Genomic DNA, 17015 nt, shown 5'->3' with positions numbered 1-17015 from the left:
GGCCCCCGCGTGGGACCAGGGTGCGGTCAGGCCGGACCGGCCCCCGGTGCGTGCCGGTCCGCGCCGGATGCAGCGGCTACGCTGGGCGGGTGACGACCCCGGAAGCCGATCAGTCCCAGGCACCGCGTCCCGAGGAACGGCTGGAACAGGCCGTACGGGCCGCCGAGCAGGCGTTGATCGAGTTCGAGATCGCCGTGGAGACCTACCGCGTCGAGGTCGAGAACTTCTCCCGCCTGCACGAGCAGCGCCTCGGCCCGCTCTACCTGCGTATCGAGGAACTCGACGCGGAGATCGCCGAGGCCAAGGCCGCCCGCACCCAGGACCCCGAGGACATCCGGCGGGCCGCGGAGGCCCGCGCCCACGTCCTGCCGATCCCGGGCGTGGAGGAACTGCTGCACGGCTGGATGGACGGTGACGGTCTCTTCCCGGAGGCCGCCGCCATGCTCACCGACCAGGCGGTACGGCCCCCGCAGCGGGTACGGCCCAGCGAGGAGGCCCGCAAGCTCTACCGCGAGCTGGCCCGCAAGGCCCACCCCGACCTGGCGCAGGAGGACGAGGAGCGCAAGCGGCGCGAGGAGTTCCTCTCCCGGGTCAACGCGGCCTACGCCCGCGGCGACGCGACGCTGCTCCGGGAGCTGGCCGCGGAATGGGCGGCCGGCCCGGTGCCGCCCGAGCGGCGGCCGAGCCCCGCCGAGGAGCTGTACGCCCGCCTGGAGTGGCTGGCCCAGCGCAAGGAGCTGCTCACCCTCATCGCCCGCGAGCTGGAGGAGGGGGCGATCGCCGGCATGCTCCGTCTCGCCCCGGACGACCCGGACGGGCTGCTCGACGAGATCGCCGGCCGGCTGCGCGCCGACATCGCCGAGCGGGAGACGAAGCTGGCGGACCTGCTGGGACAGGCCTGAGCCGCATCGCCCCGGGCCGTACGGTTCCCCGGGCGAACCGTTCACGGACCGCACGGTCCCCGGGGCGAACCGTTCCTGGGCCGCACGGTCCTTCGGGTAGCGTCGGGGCCATGAATATCGGAGCTGGCGTGCCCACGGTCCCGGTCACCGACCTCAAGGACGGCGACTTCCTGCTGGACGTCCGGGAGGACGACGAGTGGCAGGCGGGTCACGCCGAGGGAGCGCTGCACATCCCCATCAGTGAGTTCGTGGCCCGGTACGGCGAGCTGACCGAGGCCGCCCCGCAGGACGGCCGCGTCCACGTCATCTGCCGTTCGGGCGGCCGCTCGGCCCAGGTGACCATGTACCTGGTCCAGCAGGGCATCGACGCGGTGAACGTCGACGGCGGCATGCAGTACTGGCACGCCACCGGCCGCCCGGTGGTCACCGACGAAGGCAAGCCGGGCTTCGTCCTGTAACCGGGCGGGCCCGGTCCGATCCGGGCTGTCCCGACCCGTCCGGTCCTGTCTCGTCCTCCCGTACGCCGCCGCCGGGACGAGCGCCGGCTCCAGGTGCTCGGTCCGGGCGGGGTCGCGGTGCGGTGAGCGATCAGCGGTGGGTGTCGTGCGGTGGCCCGTCAGCGGTGGTCAGCGGGGCGGTGGGGGTCAGCGGTCGAAGTCCAGCTCCACCTTCTCCGTCAGCGGATGCGACTGACAGGCCAGCACGTACCCGGCCTCCGTCTCCTCCTTCTCCAGCGCGAAGTTGCGGTCCATGCGGACCTCGCCCGAGACCAGGAAGGCCCGGCAGGTCCCGCACACCCCGCCCCTGCAGGCGTACGGCGCGTCGGTCCGGTTGCGCAGCACCGTCTCCAGCAGCGACTCGCCCTCCCGCACCGGCCAGGTGCCGCCGCGTCCGTCCAGCCGCGCGGTGACGGTGCTGTGCGCGGGCGCCGAGGCGGTGACCACCGAGGCGGTCCCCGCGTCCACGTGGAAGATCTCCTGATGGATCCGCGACCGGTCCACGCCCAGCTCGCGCAGTGCCCGCTCCGCGTCCTCGACCAGCCCGTACGGCCCGCACAGGAACCAGCCCGCCACGCGCTCCACCGGCAGCAGCGCCGGCAGCAGCCCCGCCAGCCGGTCCCGGTCGAGCCGGCCCGACGGCAGGCCCGCCTGCTGCTCCTCCCGGGAGAGCACGGTCACCAGCTGGAACCGCTCGGGATAGCGGTCCTTCAGATCCGCGACCTCCTCCAGGAACATCGTCGAGGCGGCCGTGCGGTCGCTGCGTATCAGGCAGAACCGGGCCGCCGGCTCGCGTGCCAGCAGTGTGGTGACGATGGACAGCACCGGGGTGATGCCGCTGCCGCCGACCACCGCCGCGTACAGCCCCGGCGCCGGGTCCAGGGTGAAACGGCCCGCCGGGGTCATCACCTCCAGCTCGTCACCGACGGCGATCTCCTTCAGCGCGTACGAGGAGAAGGCACCGCCCTCGACCAGCCGCACCCCCACCCGCAGGGTGCCCGGCCCACCGCCGGCCGGGTCGGGGGCGGGGGAGCAGATCGAGTAGGTGCGCCGGATCTCCGTGCCGTCGACCCGGCGGCGCAGCGCGAGATGCTGGCCGGGCCGGTGCCGGTACTCCTCGCGCAGCCCCGGCGGGACGCTGAGGGTGAGGGCGACGGAGTCCTCGGTGAGCGGGTCGACCGCGGCCACCGGGAGCGGGTGGAAGCGTGCCATCACAACTCCTTGAAGTGGTCGAACGGTTCACGGCAGGCCAGACAGCGGCGCAGCGCCTTGCAGGCGGTCGAGGAGAAGCGGCTCAGCAGCTCGGTGTCGGCCGAGCCGCAGTGCGGGCAGCGGACGGGATCCGCGGCGCCGTGAATGCCGGTCTCCGTGCCGTGCGTGCGGGTCGGGCCGAGCGTCAGCGGGACCGGGTCGGAGGCGGCGTGCAGGCGCGGGGGCGCGATGCCGAACTCCTGGAGTTTCCGCCGCCCTTCGGGGGTGATGTCGTCGGTCGACCAGGCGGGCGTGAGCACGGTGCGGACGGTCACCTCGCGCATCCCGTGGGCACGCAGGACCCGTTCGATGTCGAGGCTCATCGCCTCGACGGCCGGGCAGCCGGTGTAGGTCGGGGTCAGGTCGACGTCCACCGTGTCCGTGCCGTGCACGCGCACCCCGCGCAGCACACCCAGCTCCCGCAGGGTGAGCACGGGCAGTTCGGGGTCCGGCACCGCGCCGGCCAGCTCCAGCAGCTCCGCCTCCAGGGCGGTCGCGGTCACCATGACGCCCCCGGATGGCTTCGGTGCAGGTGCTGCATCTCGGCGAGCATCCGGCCGAACGGTTCGGTGTGCAGGCCCTGCCGGCCGGCGCCCGCCGCCCAGGCCCCGGTGCGCGGTCCCTGCGGGACGGTGAGGGTGGCCCGGCCGAGCACGTCGCCGGCGTACTCCAGCCAGCGTGCCTCCAGCACCGGCCAGTCGACGTCCAGGCCCTCCACCGGCTGGAACATCTCCCCGGTGAACCGCCACAGCGCGTCGCAGGCCCGCTGCATCCGCTCGTGGCCGGTCCGTGTGCCGTCACCGAGCCGCAGCGTCCACTGCTCGGCGTGGTCGCGGTGGTAGGCGACCTCCTTGACCGCCTTGGCGGCGAGCGGCGCGAACGGGCCGTCACCGGTGGCCAGTTCGCCGTAGAGCAGTTGCTGGTACACGGAGAAGTAGAGCTGGCGGGCGATGGTGTGCGCGAAGTCGCCGTTCGGCTGCTCGACCAGCTGGAGGTTGCGGAAGGCGCGCTCCTCGCGGAGGTAGGCCAGCTCGTCCTCGTCGCCGGCCAGTGACAGCAGCACCCGTGCCTGCCCGAGCAGGTCCAGGGCGATGTTGGCGAGGGCGACCTCCTCCTCCAGGACCGGGGCGTGCCCGGCCCACTCCCCCAGGCGGTGGGAGAGCACCAGGGCGTCGTCGCCCAGGGCGAGCGCGGCGGTCACCGGGACGGTGGCGGCGCCGGTGGGGGGCACCGGGCCGGCGGTCGGGCCGGTGGCGGGGCCGGTGGCGGTCACAGGTGCTTCACACCTTCCGGGATCTCGTAGAAGGTCGGGTGCCGGTAGGGCTTGTCGGCGGCCGGCTCGAAGAACGGGTCCTTCTCGTCCGGTGACGACGCGGTGATCGCGGCGGCCGGCACCACCCAGATCGAGACGCCCTCACCGCGCCGGGTGTACAGGTCGCGGGCGTTGCGCAGGGCCAGCGCGGCGTCGGGGGCGTGCAGGCTGCCGGCGTGGGTGTGGGAGAGGCCGCGCCGGGAGCGCACGAAGACCTCCCACAGGGGCCAGTCGGTGGTGCTCATGCTCGCGTCGCTCCTGTCTCATCGGTGCTGCCGGTGCTGCCGGTGCTGCCGGTGTTGCCGGTGTGCTTGGCCGCGTAGGCCGCGGCCGCTTCCCGTACCCATGCGCCCTCGTCGTGGGCGCGCCTGCGCTGGGTGATCCGCTGTTCGTTGCACGGCCCGTTGCCCTTGAGGACCTCCCAGAACTCGGTCCAGTCGATCGCTCCGAAGTCGTGGTGTCCCCGCTCCTCGTTCCACCGCAGGTCCGGGTCGGGGAGGGTGAGGCCCAGGGAGGCGGCCTGCGGGACGCAGATGTCGACGAAGCGCTGGCGCAGCTCGTCGTTGGAGTGGCGTTTGATCTTCCACTCCATCGACTGCGCGGAGTGCTGGGACTCGTCGTCGGGCGGGCCGAACATCATCAGCGACGGCCACCACCAGCGGTCCACCGCGTCCTGCGCCATGGCGTGCTGCTCCGGGGTGCCCCTGCTCAGGGCCAGCAGCAGTTCGTAACCCTGGCGCTGGTGGAAGGACTCCTCCTTGCAGATCCGCACCATCGCGCGGGCGTACGGGCCGTAGGAGCAGCGGCACAGGGGGACCTGGTTGGTGATCGCGGCGCCGTCCACCAGCCAGCCGATCGCGCCGACGTCGGCCCAGGTCAGCGTCGGGTAGTTGAAGATCGAGGAGTACTTCTGCCGGCCGGAGTGCAGTTTGCCGAGCAGCTCGTCGCGGCCGGTGCCGAGGGTCTCGGCCGCGCTGTACAGATACAGGCCGTGGCCGGCCTCGTCCTGGACCTTGGCCATCAGGATCGCCTTGCGGCGCAGGGAGGGCGCGCGCGTGATCCAGTTGGCCTCCGGCTGCATGCCGATGATCTCGGAGTGCGCGTGCTGGGCGATCTGCCGGACCAGCGTCGCCCGGTAGGCGTCGGGCATCCAGTCACGCGGTTCGATGCGTTCGTCGGCGGCCACGGCCGCGTCGAAGGCGCTCTGGTAGGCCGCCGTGTCGGTGCGGGCGCCGTCCGCCTCCGTACGGGCCGTGCGCTGCGCGGCTGCTGTGGCCATGTGGTCCCCCTGACCTCGGGCTCTGCGGTGAGCACTGTCCTGATCGGGCCGCCACCCAAGTCCCGACCGATCGTTCGGTTCGTGCGCATCCATGGTGTGCCGGGCCGCCACGGGGTGTCAACCGCTGTGGAAAACTCCACCAGCCACCTGTGGACAACGCCCGCGAGCAGGCCGGAGACCGGCCGGGGCGAGGCGGGACCCGGGCCGGGGACCCACCGTGCGGCCGGCCGGACGGGACCGGACGCGCAATGCGTCGTGAAGGTCCGCCTGTGCCGGGCCCGTACCCGGGGCTGCGCCCGGTGCCCGGGGCTGAGTACCGTTCCGTCGAGCGCCGAGACATGGCGCTCGTGAGGCATGCGGGGCCTGTGCCGGGCGCCGTGCCACCGGATCGTCCCGCTCAGCCGCACCGCTGGGCCGGGCGACCGGGCCGTATGACCGAGCGGGACGCAGGACCGAGCGGACGAACCGACCGAGCGGGACGACCGAGCCGACCGCATGAGCCGAAACGGGGGACGGGACCACATGGACGCGTACGACGAGGACCCGAGGGGCCCGCAGGGCCCGGACGGGTCGGCCGGGACGCGTCTCCCGGAAGAGCCGCCACAGCACCCGCCGCCCCCGCCCCGCACCGGAGTCGCCGCGCTCTCCCCCCGTTACCAGGTCGGCGCCGCGCTGGCGCTCGCGGTGGTCGCCGTCGCCGCCTGCGTGCACGTGCTGATGGTGTTCCTCAGCCTCGCGCCCGCCAACACGGTGACCAAGCAGCACGGCAAGGCGATAGAGGAGTGGCTCTATCCGGAGTTCGAGCAGAACTGGAAGCTGTTCGCGCCGAACCCGCTGCAGCAGAACATCGCCGTCCAGGTGCGCGCCCAGGTGCGCCTGCACGACGCAGGCGTGCGCACCACCGGCTGGACCGATCTCTCGGCCCAGGACGGCGCCGCCATCGACGGCAACCTGGTGCCCAGCCACACACAGCAGAACGAGCTGCGCCGGGCCTGGGACTATTTCGCGGCCACGCACGGCGCCGACAACCGGCCCGTGGGGCTGCGCGGCTCCCTCTCCGAGCAGTACCTGCGGCGGATCGTGGTGATGCGCCTGTACCGGGACGATCCGACTAGCCGGGAGGGTGTGATCCAGCGCGTGCAGGTCCGCTCCAGCACCACCAACGTCCAGCCGCCGGCGTGGAGCCGTGAGCGGGTCTCCGACAAGCCCGTCTACCGTCTGATGCCCTGGTGGTCCCTGACGGCCGACGAGGCGGCGGGAGGCGTGCGGTGAACGAGCTGTCCCTGGCACTGTCACGCGGTGTCGCCCGGGTCACCGAGGCGGCCCTCGGCCCCTACCAGAGCGCTGTGATCCGGATCGGTTTCTCCGTGACCTGGCTGCTCTTCCTGCTGCGCGAGTTCCCCCACCGCCAGGAGCTGTACGGCCCCACCGGACCGTGGGGCTGGAACCTCGCCAAGCAGTTGACGGCCGACAACCACGCCTTCACGGCGCTGCTGTGGTCCGACAGCCGGCTCTGGTTCGAGTGCTGCTACACGCTGGCGATCCTCGCGAGCGCCGCCCTGCTGCTCGGCTGGCGCACCCGGACCGCCTCCCTGCTGTTCATGGTGGGCGTGCTGTCGCTCCAGAACCGCAGCGTCTTCGTCGGTGACGGCGGTGACAACGTCCTGCACCTGATGTCCTTCTACCTGGTGTTCACGCGCTGCGGCCAGGTGTGGTCCCTCGACGCGCGGCGCGCGGCACGCGCCGAGGCGGCACGCGCGCGTGCCGAGCACGTGGCCGCCGACCGGGTGGGACCGGTGCTGTGGGCGGTGCTCGGCTCGGCGCTCGGCGCGGTCACGCTGAGCGGCCGCTTCGACAACGGCTGGCTGATCCCCGCGCTGCTGTGGACGGCCTGGGCGGCGCTCGGCCTGTGGTGGGCCGTCGGCCGCCGTGAGGCCTGGGACCAGCCCCGCATCCTGCTGGACGTCGTCGCCAACGTCCTGAACAACGGAGCCCTGGCCGTGATCATGGCGGAGGCCTGTCTGATCTACGCCACGGCGGGCTGGTACAAGATCCAGGGCTCGCGCTGGCAGGACGGCACCGCCGTCTACTACCCGCTGCACCTGGACTACTTCTCGCCCTGGCCCGGACTCGCCGACCTGATGTCCTCCAGTGGCACCATCATGATGGCCGTGGCCTACGGGACCGTCATGGTGCAGGTCGCCTTTCCGTTCGCCCTGTTCAACCGGCGGGTCAAGAACGTCCTGCTGGTGGTGATGATGACCGAGCACGCGGTGATCGCGGTCGTCCTCGGCCTGCCGTTCTTCTCGCTGGCGATGATCGCGGCGGACGCGGTGTTCCTGCCGACGGGCTTCCTGCGCCGGCTGGGCGGCCTGACGGCACGCGCGCGTGGACGGCTCGTGCGGCGCGGCGGACGTACGGTGCCGCCGCCACGCTCCTCCGAGGAGGCCACGCCGGGCCGCGTAGGGTTCACCGCATGACCGACCCGCTGGCCCGCTGGCGCGCACACGCCGAGGACGCCGTGCTGCTCGACGGCTTCCACGCCCTGAAGCACGCGGTGCGCTTCGGGGCCGAGGTGCCGGTGGCGGTCACCACCGACCGGGAGGCCGCGCTCACCCTCGCCGGGGAGCTGGCCGGGGACGTACGGGACACGCTGGACGCCCTGCTGACGGAGGTGTCCGGGCCGGCGTACGCCGCCCTCGTCCCCCGCCCGCATCCGACCGGCGTGGCCGCGCTCGCCGTGCGGCCGTCGCGCGCGGCCGGTCTGCGGGCGCTCGCCCGCACGCCGCGCACCGCGCCCGTCGTGGTCCTGGACAACCCCCGCAACCTCGGCAACGCCGGTGCCGTGATCCGGCTGGCCGCCGGTTTCGGGGCCACCGGTGTGGTCACCACGGGCACGCTGGACCCGTGGCATCCGGCGGTGGTGCGCGGCGGCGCGGGCCTGCACTTCGCGACCACCGTGGAACACCTCGACGTCGGTGACCTGCCCGCCGGCCCGCTGTTCGCCCTCGACCCGGAGGGCGAGGACATCCGCGGCACCCGGCTGCCCGACGACGCCGTGCTGGCCTTCGGCTCGGAACGCACCGGCCTCTCCGCGGAGCTGCGGGCCCGTGCCGACCACCTCCTGCGCCTGCCGATGCGCCCTCAGGTCTCCAGCTACAACCTGGCCACCAGCGTGGCGATGACGCTGTACCACTGGAGCGCTGACGGCACGCCCGGGGACGCGCCCTAGCCGGCTGCCCCGGGCCGGCCCTGCTGTGCGTACAGGGCCCCCGGGCCGCCCGTCGGCTGCGAACGGCCCGCGGCACCCGGCCGGTGAGGAGCGGGCGTCTACGCCTCCCGGCGGACCTCCACCACCCGGAAGCGGCCGGCCACGAACGCGCCGTCGCACAGGGCCGCGTTCGCCGCCGGGTTGCCGCCCGAGCCGTGGAAGTCGGAGAAGGCGGCCGTCTGGTTGACGTAGACCCCACCGGTCAGGTTCAGCGAGAGCTGGGCCGCCTCCTCCAGGCAGACCTCCTCGACGGCGCCCTCGGTCCCGGCGTCGGTGGTGTACGCGCCGACCGTCATCGCGCCCTTCTCCCGGACCGTGCGGCGCAGCAGCTCGACCGCGTCCGTCACCGAGTCGACGGCGACGGCGAAGGAGACGGGTCCGAAGCACTCGCTCATGTAGGCCGCCTCGTCGTCCGGCTTGGCGCCGTCGAGCTTCACGATGACGGGGGTGCGGACCACCGCGTCCGGGAACTCCCGGTTGGTGATCTCGCGGGAGGCCAGGGCGACCTCACCGAGACCGGCCGCTGCCTCCAGGCGGGCCTTGACGTCCGGGTTGACGATCGCGCCGAGCAGGGCGTTCGCGCGCGCGTCGTCGCCCAGCAGGCCGTCGACCGCGCGGGCGAGGTCGGCGGTGACCTCGTCGAAGGTCCTGGGGCCCTGGTCGGTGGAGATGCCGTCCCGGGGGATCAGCAGGTTCTGCGGGGTGGTGCACATCTGGCCGCTGTACAGCGACAGCGAGAACGCCAGGTTGGACAGCATGCCCTTGTAGTCGTCCGTGGAGTGCACGATCACCGTGTTGACGCCGGCCTTCTCCGTGTAGACCTGCGCCTGGTGGGCGTTGGTCTCCAGCCAGTCGCCGAAGGACGTCGACCCGGTGTAGTCGATGATCCTGATCTCGGGGCGGGTGGCGAGGGTCCTGGCGACGCCCTCGCCGGGGCGCTCGGCGGCCAGCGCGACCAGGTTCGGGTCGAAGCCGGCCCCGGCCAGCACGTCCCGGGCGACCTGCACGGTCAGGGCGAGCGGCAGCACCGCGCGCGGGTGCGGCTTGACCAGGACCGCGTTGCCGGTGGCCAGGGAGGCGAACAGACCCGGGTAGCCGTTCCAGGTGGGGAAGGTGTTGCAGCCGATGACCAGGCCGATGCCGCGCGGGACCGCGGTGAACCGCTTGGTGAGGGTCAGCGGGTCCCGCTTGCCCTGCGGTTTGCTCCACTCCGCCGTGCCGGGGGTGCGGACCTGCTCCGCGAACGCGTACGCCACCGCCTCCAGGCCACGGTCCTGGGCGTGCGGGCCGCCCGCCTGGAACGCCATCATGAACGCCTGACCGCTGGTGTGCATCACGGCGTGCGCGAACTCGTGCGTCCGGTCGCTGATCCGCTTGAGGATCTCCAGACAGACCACCGCGCGCACCTCCGGGCCCGCGTCCCGCCACGCCCGCTGTCCGGCTCGCATGGCCGGCAGCAGTACGTCGATGTCCGCGTGCGGGTAGGTGACGCCCAGCTCGATGCCGTACGGCGAGACCTCACCGCCCACCCAGTCGTCCGTGCCGGGCTGGCCGAGGTCCAGACGGGTGCCGAGCAGGGCGTCGAAGGCGGCTTTGCCCGCCGCCGCGTCCAGGCTGCCGTGCTCGCCGTACGCCTTGGGGTGTTCGGGGTGCGGGGACCAGTACGCGCGCGTGCGGATCGTTTCCAGGGCCTGGTCGAGAGTGGGCCGGTGCTTCGCGGTCAACTCGTGCGCGGTCAGTTCGGCGGCCATGCGGGACCAACTCCTCGTCTGGAGAACTCTGCGTCAGAGTTCACGACCTGGCAGAAAGAGCAGCGGGATGGGGCAGTCAGAGCTAGAGTAACCGAACGATCGGTCGGGACAAGGGGGTCCGCCGCATCTGTGGAAAACCCCGTGCGGGAGGATCGCGCACATGACAGCACTCGACCTCAGCAGCCCCGTGGCCGTCGTCGGCACCGGCACCATGGGCCAGGGAATCGCCCAGGTCGCGCTGGTCGCCGGCCACCCCGTGCGGTTGTACGACGCCGTCCCCGGGCGTGCCCGGGACGCGGCCGACGCGATCGGCGCACGCCTCGACCGGCTGGTGGCCAAGGGCCGGCTCACCGACGCGGGCCGGGACGCGGCCCGTGCCCGCCTGCAGCCCGCGGACAGCCTCACGGAGCTGGCCGACTGCGCGCTCGTCGTGGAGGCCGTCGTGGAGCGGCTCGACGTCAAACAGCGGCTCTTCGGCGAGCTGGAGGACATCGTCGCCGAGGACTGCCTGCTCGCCACCAACACCTCCTCGCTGTCGGTGACGGCCGTCGGCGGCGCCCTGCGCCACCCCGGACGTTTCGTCGGCCTGCACTTCTTCAATCCGGCGCCGCTGCTGCCGCTGGTCGAGGTGGTCTCCGGGTTCGCCACCCACGCCGGGTCGGCCACGCGCGCGTACGAGACCGCCCGCGCCTGGGGCAAGACCCCGGTGGCCTGCGCGGACACCCCGGGCTTCATCGTCAACCGCATCGCCCGGCCGTTCTACGCCGAGGCGTTCGCGGTGCACGAGGCCCGGGCCGCCGACCCCGCGACCGTCGACGCGGTCCTGCGCGAGTGCGGCGGGTTCCGGATGGGCGCGTTCGAGCTGACCGACCTCATCGGCCAGGACGTCAACGAGTCCGTCACACACTCGGTGTGGCAGTCGTTCTTCCAGGACGCGCGCTTCACCCCCTCCCTGGCCCAGCGCCGGCTGGTGGAGTCCGGCCGGCTCGGCCGCAAGAGCGGGCACGGCTGGTACGACCACACCGAGGGCGCCGAGCGGCCCCGGCCGCACACCGCCGGCAAGGAGCAGCCGCCCGCCCACGTCGTCGTCGAGGGCGGCCTGGGCCCGGCGGCCGGGCTGATCGAGCTGATCCGCGAGGCGGGCATCGAGATCCGCGCGGAGGACGCGTACGGCGGCACCCGCCTGGTGCTCCCCGGCGGCGGCCGGCTGGTCCTCGCCGACGGCCGGACCTCCGCCGAGTTCCGGGACGTCGTCCACTTCGACCTCGCCCTGGACTACCGCACGGCCACCCGCATCGCCCTCTCCTCCTCCGAGGACACCTCGCCGCGGGCCCTCGCCGAGGCCACCGGCCTGTTCCAGGCGCTCGGCAAGGAGGTCAGCGTCATCGGCGACGTGCCCGGCATGATCGTCGCCCGCACGGTCGCCCGGATCATCGACCTCGCCCACGACGCCGTCGCCAAGGGCGTGGCCACCGAGGAGGACATCGACACCGCGATGCGCCTGGGCGTCAACTACCCGCTCGGGCCCTTCGAGTGGGACCGCAGGCTCGGCTCCGGCTTCGCCTTCGGCCTCCTGCGCGAGATGCACGACCGCGACCCCTCCGGACGGTATGCGCCCTCCCTCGCGCTGTACCGCCACGTGTATGCCACCGACAAGCGGGAGGGCACCTCATGACCACGGCCAGGCGCGACACGTACACCCCCGAGACACTGCTCGCCGTAGCCGTCCGCGTCTTCAACGAGCGCGGCTACGACGGCACCTCCATGGAACACCTCTCCAAGGCGGCCGGGATCTCCAAGTCGTCGATCTACCACCACGTCAGCGGCAAGGAGGAACTGCTGCGCCGCGCCGTCAGCCGTGCCCTGGACGGCCTGTTCGCCATCCTGGAGGAGGAGCACGCGCGCGTGGGGCGCCCCGCCGACCGGCTGGAACACGTCGTGCGCCGCATGGTCGAGGTGCTCATAGCCGAGCTGCCCTATGTGACGCTGCTGCTGCGCGTGCGCGGCAACACCGCCACCGAGCGGTGGGCGCTGGAGCGCCGCCGCGACTTCGACCACCGGGTCGCCGAGCTGCTCAAGGCGGCCACCGCCGAGGGGGACGTGGGCGGCGACGTGGAGGTCCGCCTCGCCACCCGGCTGGTCTTCGGGATGATCAACTCGATCGTGGAGTGGTACCGGCCGGACCCGAGGGGCGCGAGCGCCCGCGACGTGTCCGACGCCGTCGTCCGGCTGGTGTTCTCGGGGCTGCGCCGGGGCTGACCTCAGCCGTCCGGCTCCAGGTCCTCCTCCTCGAAGACCAGCAGCGTGCGGGTGCTGAGCACCTCGGGGATCGCCTGGAGCCGGGTGAGCACCAGCTCGCGCAGCGCCTTGTTGTCGGGTGTGTGCACCAGCAGCAGCACATCGAAGTCACCGCCGACCAGCGCGATGTGGGAGGCGCCGGGCAGCAGTCTGAGCTGCTCGCGGACCGTGCGCCAGGAGTTCTGGACGATCTTCAGGGTGATGTAGGCCGATGTGCCGTGGCCCGCGCGCTCGTGGTCCACGCGCGCGCTGAAGCCCCGGATGACCCCGTCCTCGACGAGCCGGTTGATGCGGGCGTAGGCGTTGGCACGCGAGACGTGGACGCGTTCGGCGACGGACCGTATCGAGGCCCGGCCGTCAGCCTGGAGGATCTTCAGGATGTCCTGGTCGATGGCGTCCAGTGGACGGGGCGGCAGCAGGCCACCGTCCTGAGGCCCGTCGGCCATTTGTTCAGGTCCCATGTCCCCCCGCTCCCTCACCGTGGACGTCCTGCGTTCATTGCAGGCTGTGCAGAACCGTTTGTCCACAGCCTGGTGGTGCCTGTAGCCAAAATGCGCCCACGACCGAACAATCGGTTGGTGAGGCGGGTCACAGCCGACACGTCTCCCGTAGCCGCTCCCACGAGGAGGTGCCGTCATGACGGTTCTGGAGCAGCGGGGCGCGTACCGGCCTTCGCCGCCACCCGCCTGGCAGCCCCGTATGGACCCCGCGCCGCTGCTGCCCGACGCCGAGCCCTACCGCGTCCTCGGCACCGAGGCGGCCGGCAAGGCCGACCCGGACCTGCTGCGCCGGCTGTACACCCAGTTGGTGCGCGGGCGGCGCTACAACGCGCAGGCCACCGCGCTGACCAAGCAGGGCCGGCTCGCCGTCTACCCGTCCACCACCGGCCAGGAGGCCTGCGAGATCGCCGCCGCGCTGGCCCTGGAGGAGCGCGACTGGCTCTTCCCGAGCTACCGCGACACGCTCGCCGTCGTCGCCCGCGGCGTGGACCCCGTCGAGGTGCTCAGCCTGCTGCGCGGCGACTGGCACAACGGCTACGACCCCCACGCCCACCGGGTGGCCCCGCTCAGCACCCCGCTCGCCACCCAGTTGCCGCACGCCGTCGGCCTCGCCCACGCCGCCCGTCTCAAGGGCGACGACGTGGTCGCGCTCGCCATGGTCGGCGACGGCGGCACCAGCGAGGGCGACTTCCACGAGGCGATGAACTTCGCCGCGGTCTGGCAGGCACCGGTCGTCTTCCTGGTGCAGAACAACGGCTTCGCCATCTCGGTCCCGCTCGCCAAGCAGACCGCCGCGCCCTCCCTGGCCCACAAGGCTGTCGGGTACGGCATGCCGGGCCGGCTGGTCGACGGCAACGACGCCGCGGCCGTGCACGAGGTCCTCAGCGACGCCGTACGGCACGCGCGCGCGGGCGGCGGCCCGACCCTGGTGGAGGCGGTGACGTACCGCATCGACGCCCACACCAACGCCGACGACGCCACCCGCTACCGCGGCGACGCCGAGGTCGAGGCCTGGCGCGCGCACGACCCGGTCCAGTTGCTGGAGCGTGAACTGACCACGCGCGGGCTGCTCGACGGGAGCGGGATCGAGACCGCCCGGCAGGACGCCGAGACGATGGCCGCCGACCTGCGGGAACGCATGAACCGGGACCCCGAACTACAGCCCATGGACCTCTTCGACCACGTCTACGCCGAGAGCACCGCGCAGCTTCGGGAGCAACGCGCCCTGCTGCGGGCCGAGCTGGAGGCCGAGCAGGAGCAGCACGGCGGGCACGGCGAGCACGGCGCACGGGAAGGCGGCGCCCGATGACCACCGTGGCCGTCAAGCCCGCCACCATGGCGCAGGCCCTCACGCGCGCGATGCGCGACGCGATGGCCGCCGACCCGGCCGTGCATGTCATGGGCGAGGACGTCGGCACCCTCGGCGGCGTCTTCCGGGTCACCGACGGGCTCGCCAAGGAGTTCGGCGAGGACCGCTGCACCGACACCCCGCTCGCGGAGGCCGGCATCCTCGGCACCGCCGTCGGCATGGCCATGTACGGCCTGCGGCCCGTGGTGGAGATGCAGTTCGACGCCTTCGCCTACCCGGCGTTCGAGCAACTGATCAGCCATGTCTCCCGGATGCGCAACCGCACCCGCGGCAGGTTGCCCCTGCCGATCACGGTCCGCGTCCCGTACGGCGGCGGCATCGGCGGCGTCGAGCACCACAGCGACTCCTCCGAGGCCTACTACATGGCGACCCCGGGCCTGCACGTCGTCACGCCCGCGACCGTCGCCGACGCCTACGGACTGCTGCGCCGGGCCATCGCCTCCGACGACCCGGTCGTCTTCCTGGAGCCCAAGCGGCTGTACTGGTCCAAGGACGCCTGGAATCCCGAGCACCCCATGGACGTCGAGCCCATCGGCCGGGCCGTGGTCCGGCGGGCCGGCCGCACCGCCACGCTCATCACCTACGGCCCCTCGCTCCCGGTCTGCCTGGAGGCCGCCGAGGCCGCCCGGGCCGAGGGCTGGGAGCTGGAGGTCGTCGACCTGCGCTCCCTGGTGCCGTTCGACGACGAGACGGTCTGCGCGGCCGTCCGGCGCACCGGACGCGCGGTCGTCGTGCACGAGGCCACCGGGTTCGGCGGGCCGGGCGGGGAGATCGCGGCCCGGATCACCGAGCGCTGCTTCCACCACCTGGAGGCGCCGGTGCTGCGCGTGGCCGGGTTCGACATCCCGTATCCGCCGCCCATGCTGGAGCGGCACCATCTGCCCGGCGTCGACCGCATCCTGGACGCCGTGGCCCGGCTGCAATGGGAGGCCGAGGGCTGATGGCCCAGGTGCTGGAATTCAAGCTGCCGGATCTCGGCGAGGGGCTCACCGAGGCGGAGATCGTCCGCTGGCTGGTCCAGGTCGGTGACGTGGTCGCCGTCGACCAGCCGGTGGTCGAGGTCGAGACGGCCAAGGCGATGGTCGAGGTGCCCTGCCCCTACGGTGGCGTGGTCACCGCCCGCTTCGGTGAGGAGGGTGCCGAACTGCCCGTCGGCGCCCCGCTGCTGACGGTGGCCGTGGGCGAACCGACGGCGGAACCCGAGGGCTCCGGCAACGTCCTGGTCGGCTACGGCACCCAGGCACCGGCGGCCCGGCGGCGCCGGGTCAGGACGGCGACGGCCGGTACGGCGACGGCCGGTACGGCGGCCGGGCACGGTCAGGGAGCAGGCCCCGGCCAGGGTGCCGGTCCCGGGCAGGGCATCGGTCCTGGGCAGAGTGCCGACAATGGGCAGGCCGCAGTGCACGGGAACGCCCCGACGGGCGCCCGCGCGCGCGTGACCGCAACGGCAGCGGCACCGGCCTCCCCGCCGGCACCGCCACAAGCCCCCGCACCGGCACCGGCCCCCGAGTCCGCCGACGGACCGGTCCCCGTGATCTCGCCCCTCGTGCGCCGGCTCGCCCGTGACAATGGTGTGGACCTGCGACAGCTGGCCGGATCGGGGCCCGACGGGCTCATCCTGCGCGCGGACGTCGAGGACGTGCTGCGGGCCAGGGCGGCGCAGGCACCGGCGGCCGGGGAGACGGCCGTAAGCACGCCCGTCGCGGCCCCGGCCGGGGGCGCGGTCCGTGTCCCGCTCAAGGGAGTGCGCGGTGCCGTCGCGGACAAGCTCTCCCGCAGCCGCCGGGAGATCCCGGACGCGACCTGCTGGGTCGACGCCGACGCGTCCGAACTGCTGCGCGCCCGCGCGGCGGTCAACGCGGCCGGGGGGCCGAAGATCTCCCTCCTCGCCCTGCTCGCCCGCATCAGCACGGCCGCCCTGGCCCGGTTCCCCGAGCTGAACTCCTTCGTCGACGCCGACGCCCGCGAGGTCGTCCGGCTCGACCGGGTCCACCTCGGGTTCGCCGCCCAGACCGAACGCGGACTGGTCGTACCGGTCGTCCGGGACGCCCACGCGCGTGACGCCGAGTCGCTGACCGCCGAGTTCGCCCGCCTCACCGAAGCGGCCCGCGCGGGGAGGCTCACGCCCGGGGAACTCACCGGCGGCACGTTCACGCTGAACAACTACGGGGTGTTCGGTGTCGACGGATCCACCCCGATCATCAACCACCCCGAGGCGGCCATGCTCGGCGTCGGCCGCATCGTCGCCAAACCGTGGGTGCACGAGGGCGAGCTGGCCGTCCGCCAGGTGGTGCAGCTCTCGCTCACCTTCGACCACCGGGTATGCGACGGCGGCACGGCGGGCGGCTTCCTGCGGTACGTGGCGGACTGCGTGGAACAGCCGGCGGTGCTGCTGCGCACCCTGTGAGCGCGCCCCGGGGGCGCGCCTGCCGGAGACGGGGGAACACCTGCCGGGGACCTGAGCGCACCCTCCCGGGGGACGTGAGCGCACCCTGCCGGAGGGGTGAGCGCACCCTGCGAAAGGTGAGTACACGCATGGTGTGACGTACGCCCACACCGGCAGGGCAGGCCGGCAGGACATACTC

17 protein-coding genes are annotated in these 17015 nt (G+C 73.1%); 10 read left to right on the top strand and 7 right to left on the bottom strand.

Translation table 11 applies throughout. The features are described 5' to 3' along the window. Window positions 1-89: 89 nt before the first annotated feature. A complete protein-coding gene (locus D9753_RS17490; RefSeq protein WP_121787856.1) occupies window positions 90-902 on the top strand; it encodes a hypothetical protein in 813 nt (270 codons plus the stop codon). Between the two features lie 128 nt (window positions 903-1030). Then, entirely contained in the window at window positions 1031-1360 is a 330-nt protein-coding gene (locus tag D9753_RS17485) for a rhodanese-like domain-containing protein (protein ID WP_121787855.1), read from the top strand. Between the two features lie 186 nt (window positions 1361-1546). Here the strand turns inward: D9753_RS17485 and D9753_RS17480 are convergent, their stop codons facing one another. From D9753_RS17480 to paaA, 5 genes are all read right to left on the bottom strand, one after another. Further along, window positions 1547-2611 carry a 2Fe-2S iron-sulfur cluster-binding protein gene (locus D9753_RS17480; RefSeq protein ID WP_121787854.1) on the bottom strand — a complete coding sequence of 355 codons (1065 nt, stop codon included), beginning with the start codon at window positions 2609-2611 and terminating at the stop codon, window positions 1547-1549. Beyond that, entirely contained in the window at window positions 2611-3156 is a 546-nt protein-coding gene (gene paaD, locus D9753_RS17475) for a 1,2-phenylacetyl-CoA epoxidase subunit PaaD (RefSeq protein WP_121787853.1), read from the bottom strand. Before paaD ends, D9753_RS17480 begins: the two co-directional genes overlap by 1 nt. Further along, window positions 3150-3851, bottom strand: a complete 702-nt coding sequence (paaC, locus tag D9753_RS17470) for a 1,2-phenylacetyl-CoA epoxidase subunit PaaC (protein ID WP_121791127.1) — start codon at window positions 3849-3851, stop codon at window positions 3150-3152. Before paaC ends, paaD begins: the two co-directional genes overlap by 7 nt. Window positions 3852-3919: 68 nt before the next feature. Then, window positions 3920-4207, bottom strand: coding sequence for a 1,2-phenylacetyl-CoA epoxidase subunit PaaB (gene paaB / locus D9753_RS17465; RefSeq protein ID WP_121787852.1), 288 nt, complete (start codon window positions 4205-4207; stop codon window positions 3920-3922). Then, window positions 4204-5241, bottom strand: a complete 1038-nt coding sequence (gene paaA / locus D9753_RS17460; RefSeq protein ID WP_121787851.1) for a 1,2-phenylacetyl-CoA epoxidase subunit PaaA — start codon at window positions 5239-5241, stop codon at window positions 4204-4206. Before paaA ends, paaB begins: the two co-directional genes overlap by 4 nt. 522 nt (window positions 5242-5763) lie before the next feature. On the opposite strand from paaA, the gene D9753_RS17455 reads away from it, so the two are divergent. From D9753_RS17455 to D9753_RS17445, 3 genes are read left to right on the top strand one after another with little or no spacing between them, the layout of a single operon-like run. Continuing rightward, complete coding sequence (locus tag D9753_RS17455; RefSeq protein ID WP_121787850.1) at window positions 5764-6513, top strand: DUF5819 family protein; 750 nt, start codon at window positions 5764-5766, stop codon at window positions 6511-6513. Beyond that, window positions 6510-7721 carry an HTTM domain-containing protein gene (locus tag D9753_RS17450; RefSeq protein ID WP_121787849.1) on the top strand — a complete coding sequence of 404 codons (1212 nt, stop codon included), beginning with the start codon at window positions 6510-6512 and terminating at the stop codon, window positions 7719-7721. Before D9753_RS17455 ends, D9753_RS17450 begins: the two co-directional genes overlap by 4 nt. Continuing rightward, the gene (locus D9753_RS17445) at window positions 7718-8473 is read left to right on the top strand and encodes a TrmH family RNA methyltransferase (RefSeq protein ID WP_121787848.1); all 756 of its coding nucleotides are present in this window, start codon (window positions 7718-7720) and stop codon (window positions 8471-8473) included. Before D9753_RS17450 ends, D9753_RS17445 begins: the two co-directional genes overlap by 4 nt. A gap of 98 nt (window positions 8474-8571) precedes the next feature. On the opposite strand, the gene paaN is transcribed toward D9753_RS17445, so the two are convergent. Further along, complete coding sequence (gene paaN / locus D9753_RS17440; protein ID WP_121787847.1) at window positions 8572-10263, bottom strand: phenylacetic acid degradation protein PaaN; 1692 nt, start codon at window positions 10261-10263, stop codon at window positions 8572-8574. A 160-nt stretch (window positions 10264-10423) separates the two neighbouring features. On the opposite strand from paaN, the gene D9753_RS17435 reads away from it, so the two are divergent. Both D9753_RS17435 and D9753_RS17430 read left to right on the top strand, forming a co-directional pair. Next, the gene (locus tag D9753_RS17435) at window positions 10424-11938 is read left to right on the top strand and encodes a 3-hydroxyacyl-CoA dehydrogenase (RefSeq protein ID WP_121787846.1); all 1515 of its coding nucleotides are present in this window, start codon (window positions 10424-10426) and stop codon (window positions 11936-11938) included. Further along, a complete protein-coding gene (locus D9753_RS17430) occupies window positions 11935-12522 on the top strand; it encodes a TetR/AcrR family transcriptional regulator (RefSeq protein WP_121787845.1) in 588 nt (195 codons plus the stop codon). Before D9753_RS17435 ends, D9753_RS17430 begins: the two co-directional genes overlap by 4 nt. A gap of 2 nt (window positions 12523-12524) precedes the next feature. Here D9753_RS17430 and D9753_RS17425 read toward each other — a convergent pair whose 3' ends face one another. Next, on the bottom strand, window positions 12525-13022 hold the full coding sequence (locus D9753_RS17425; protein ID WP_394346717.1) for an Lrp/AsnC family transcriptional regulator: 498 nt from the start codon (window positions 13020-13022) through the stop codon (window positions 12525-12527). Between the two features lie 175 nt (window positions 13023-13197). Here D9753_RS17425 and pdhA point away from each other — a divergent pair, with 175 nt between their 5' ends. From pdhA to D9753_RS17410, 3 genes are read left to right on the top strand one after another with little or no spacing between them, the layout of a single operon-like run. Then, on the top strand, window positions 13198-14370 hold the full coding sequence (gene pdhA, locus D9753_RS17420) for a pyruvate dehydrogenase (acetyl-transferring) E1 component subunit alpha (RefSeq protein WP_121787843.1): 1173 nt from the start codon (window positions 13198-13200) through the stop codon (window positions 14368-14370). Continuing rightward, window positions 14367-15371 carry an alpha-ketoacid dehydrogenase subunit beta gene (locus D9753_RS17415; protein WP_121787842.1) on the top strand — a complete coding sequence of 335 codons (1005 nt, stop codon included), beginning with the start codon at window positions 14367-14369 and terminating at the stop codon, window positions 15369-15371. Before pdhA ends, D9753_RS17415 begins: the two co-directional genes overlap by 4 nt. After that, on the top strand, window positions 15371-16837 hold the full coding sequence (locus D9753_RS17410) for a dihydrolipoamide acetyltransferase family protein (protein WP_121787841.1): 1467 nt from the start codon (window positions 15371-15373) through the stop codon (window positions 16835-16837). Before D9753_RS17415 ends, D9753_RS17410 begins: the two co-directional genes overlap by 1 nt. Window positions 16838-17015: the final 178 nt, after the last annotated feature.

The sequence above is a fragment of the Streptomyces dangxiongensis genome, from assembly GCF_003675325.1.
In the GTDB taxonomy this organism is placed as follows: Bacteria; Actinomycetota; Actinomycetes; order Streptomycetales; family Streptomycetaceae; genus Streptomyces; species Streptomyces dangxiongensis.
This window is presented reverse-complemented; position numbering and strand designations above follow the sequence as displayed.